Source organism: Streptomyces sp. NH27, from assembly GCF_056859195.1.
Genome location: NZ_JACEGK010000699.1, coordinates 1 through 3,276, shown reverse-complemented (window position 1 = coordinate 3,276; position 3,276 = coordinate 1). Strand labels below are relative to the sequence as shown.

Sequence of the window (3,276 nt, the reverse complement as noted above, 5' to 3'; positions counted from 1 at the left end):
CGACAGGTTCCCGGCGCCTCCCGCGGGCCCCCGCACCCGTGCGAAGACTTACCAGAACCGTTCCGCAAACCCCAGGAGAGCACCGCGATGACACCGCAGCACACCGGCGGAGGGCTGCCCGGATACGCCGAGCACTTCGAGGAGCCCGCGGGCTATCTCGACTTCGCGCGCTACGGACCCCCGTCCCGCCAGGTGCTCGACGCCACGGCAGACGCGCTGAGCCGGTCCGCCCGCGCGGATTGGCACACCGTGAACGACCTCATGCGGGCGGAGCAGCGGGCCAGGGAAGCCGCGGCGCGGCTGGCCGGCACCGATCCGGCGCACACGGTCCTGCTGCCCAACGCCTCCACCGGCATGTTCCACGCCGCGTTCGGACTGCCCGGCGGCGCCGTACTGGTGCCCGCCGGCGACTTCCCGGCGAACCACTACCCCTGGCGGCGGTCGGCAGGGCTCGGCCGGGCCGTGCCGCACTGGCTGGCCGCCGCCCCGGACGGACGGGTCACCCCGGACGCGGTGCGGGCCGCACTCACCGACGACGTGGTCGCGCTGTCGGTCAGCGCGGTCGACTTCAGGACCGGGTACCGCGCCGACCTCGCGGCCCTGCGCGACGTGATCGGCCCCGACCGGCTGCTGATCGTGGACGCCATCCAGGGGTTCGGCGTGGCCGACCTCCCCTGGCAGGCGGCCGACGTCGTCGTCACCGGCGGGCAGAAGTGGCTGCGCGCGAGCTGGTCCACCGGGTTCGCCACGCTCTCCGACCGCGCCCTGGAACGCCTCGAACCCACCCTCACCGGGTGGTCCGGTGTCCATGACGCCGCGCTCTTCGACGACCGCGAGCATCAGCCCGCCGACGGCGCCCGGCGCTGGAGCGTCACCAATCTCAGTCCGGTGGCCGCCGCCGGGCTCGAAGCCGCCCTGAACCTGGTGGAGAAGGTCGGCGTGCCCGCGATCGAGGCCCACGTCTGCGCGCGGCTCGACGAACTGATCGACGTGGTGCGCCGCTCCGGCGGCCACCTGCTCTCCCCCGAGTCGCCCGCCGAACGCGCCGGCATCCTCTCCTTCCGCCTCCCCGGCACCGACCCCGCCGACGTCGCCGCCGCCCTCCACGCCAACGGGGTCACGCCCTCCGTCCGCCCCGACTCCGTCCGGCTGTCGGCCCACGGTTCCACCACCTCCGCGGCCGCCGACCACGTCCACGCGGCGCTGGCAACCTTGTAAGGACCGGTAGGGGGTGGTCGATCACCGCGCCCCTTGGTATTGGTATGTGCCCCTCTCTTCGCAGAGGAGCCGCAGCAATCCAGGGGCGCGGGGAACTGCGCGACCAGCCCACCACCCACCGCAAGGTCCCGCGCATACGTGGACAAGGCACCCCGGAGGGTCAGGGGCGCCCGTACATCCGCGCGATGACGTCCTCGATGTCCGGCTCGCGAATGGACAGGTCCACCAGAGGATGCCGGGTCGCCAGCTCGGCGACGAGCGGTGCCGCGCTCGCCCCCGCGGGAAACGCGAAGGACTGCCGCGGCCCCTCGGCCGACACCAGCCGCGCCCCCGCCAGTTCCACCGGAGGAAGCTCGCGGGCGAAGTCCACGACCAGCGTCCGCTCGCTCTCCCCCACGGCGTGCAACCCCCCGAGCCCACCGTCGTACATCACCCTGCCGTGGTCGATCACCATCACCCTGCGGCACAGGCTCTCGATGTCGGTGAGGTCGTGCGTGGTGAGCAGGATCGTGGTGCCGCGCTCGGCGTTGAAGTCACGCAGGAAGTCCCGCACCCGGCTCTTGCTGACCACGTCGAGACCGATGGTCGGCTCGTCGAGGTAGAGCACCTCGGGGTCGTGCAGCAGCGCCGCCGCGATGTCCCCGCGCATCCGCTGCCCGAGCGAGAGCTGGCGCACCGGTACGTCCAGCAGCGGCCCGAGGTCGAGGAGTTCCACGCAGGCGCCGAGGTTGCGGGCGTAGGCGGCGGCCGGGATCCGGTACATCCGCCGGACCAGTTCGTAGGAGTTCCGCAGCGGCAGGTCCCACCACAAGGTGGTGCGCTGCCCGAAGACCACGCCGATCCGCCGGGCCAGCCGGGTCCGTTCCCGGGCCGGGTCGATGCCGTCGACCCGGATCCGCCCGGCGCTGGGGTTGAGGATGCCGGTGAGCATCTTGATCGTGGTGGACTTGCCCGCGCCGTTCGGCCCGATGTAGCCGACGATCTCGCCGCGCGGCACGCTGAAGGTGATCCCGTCGACCGCCCGCACCTGGTGCCGCTCGCGCCGCAGCAGCCCGGCCTTGCGGTGTACGTCGAAGACCTTCTCCACGCCGTCCAGCTCGATGATCGGGTCGGCGACGGCCGAGTCCGTGCCGGGGACCGGTCCGCCCTCGACGGCCGTGCCCCGCCGGACCGCCGGTCCGCCCTCTCCCGTCGGTTCCCCCTCGCCCACCAGTCCGCCCCTGACCGCCGGTCCACCCTCGACCGCCAGGTCCTGCTCGATGGCCGGGTCCCGTTCGACCGGCCCGCCGGTGTCGCTCACCACGTCAGCTCCCTGTGCTGCGATAGGTACGAAGGCCCACTCGCCAGGCCGCGGCCGCGAGCACGCAGCAGAGCACGGCGACGGCCGGGGAGGCGAAGTCCAGCCAGCCGGGCAGGCCGAGCGGATCGGGCTCGCCCAGCACGTGCAGCGCGGGCAGCCAGTTGACGAAGGCGAGCGGCACCACGAAGGTGACGCCCCGCACCAGGTCGCGGGCGAAGATCCCCGGCGGGTACTGGAGCATGGTGTTGCCACCGTAGGTGACGGAGTTCTGCACCTCCGAGGCGTCCTGCGCCCAGAACTGGAAGGCCGCGCCGGCCACGTACACCGCGCTGAAGATCACCCCGCCCGACAGCAGCATCATCGGCACCATCAGCACGTTCACCACCGTCCAGTGCACGTCCACCCGCAGCAGCGCCCAGCCGAACACCAGCCCGCCCTGGGTGATCCGGCCGAGCCGGCGCAGCGCGAAGCGGTCCGCGGCGACCTGCGCGAGCACCGGGACCGGGCGCAGCAGCAGCGTGTCCAGGGTGCCGTCGCGCACCCGCCGGCCGAGCCGGTCCATGGAGCCCATCGTCAGGTCGGCGAGGCCGAAGGAGGTGCTGCACGCGCCGTAGAGGAACGCCACCTCCGGCAGCGTGAAGCCGCCGAGCCGGTGGATGTGCGAGAACATCAGCAGGACCGTGACGAAGTCCAGCCCGGTCGCGGCGAAGTTGCCGAGCGCGGTCAGGAAGAAGGACGTGCGGTACGCCATGGTGGAC

3 protein-coding genes are annotated in these 3,276 nt (G+C 72.8%); 1 reads left to right on the top strand and 2 read right to left on the bottom strand.

Going from position 1 to position 3,276, the window contains the following annotated elements; genetic code table 11:
* Positions 1-87 precede the first annotated feature (87 nt).
* A complete protein-coding gene (locus tag AC13HU_RS34605) occupies positions 88-1,218 on the top strand; it encodes an aminotransferase class V-fold PLP-dependent enzyme (RefSeq protein WP_483045957.1) in 1,131 nt (376 codons plus the stop codon).
* 160 nt (positions 1,219-1,378) lie between these two features.
* Here AC13HU_RS34605 and AC13HU_RS34600 read toward each other — a convergent pair whose 3' ends face one another.
* Both AC13HU_RS34600 and AC13HU_RS34595 read right to left on the bottom strand, forming a co-directional pair.
* Complete coding sequence (locus tag AC13HU_RS34600; protein ID WP_483045958.1) at positions 1,379-2,323, bottom strand: ABC transporter ATP-binding protein; 945 nt, start codon at positions 2,321-2,323, stop codon at positions 1,379-1,381.
* Between the two features lie 199 nt (positions 2,324-2,522).
* On the bottom strand, positions 2,523-3,276 hold a 754-nt coding region (locus AC13HU_RS34595; protein WP_483045956.1), incomplete at its 5' end, for an ABC transporter permease.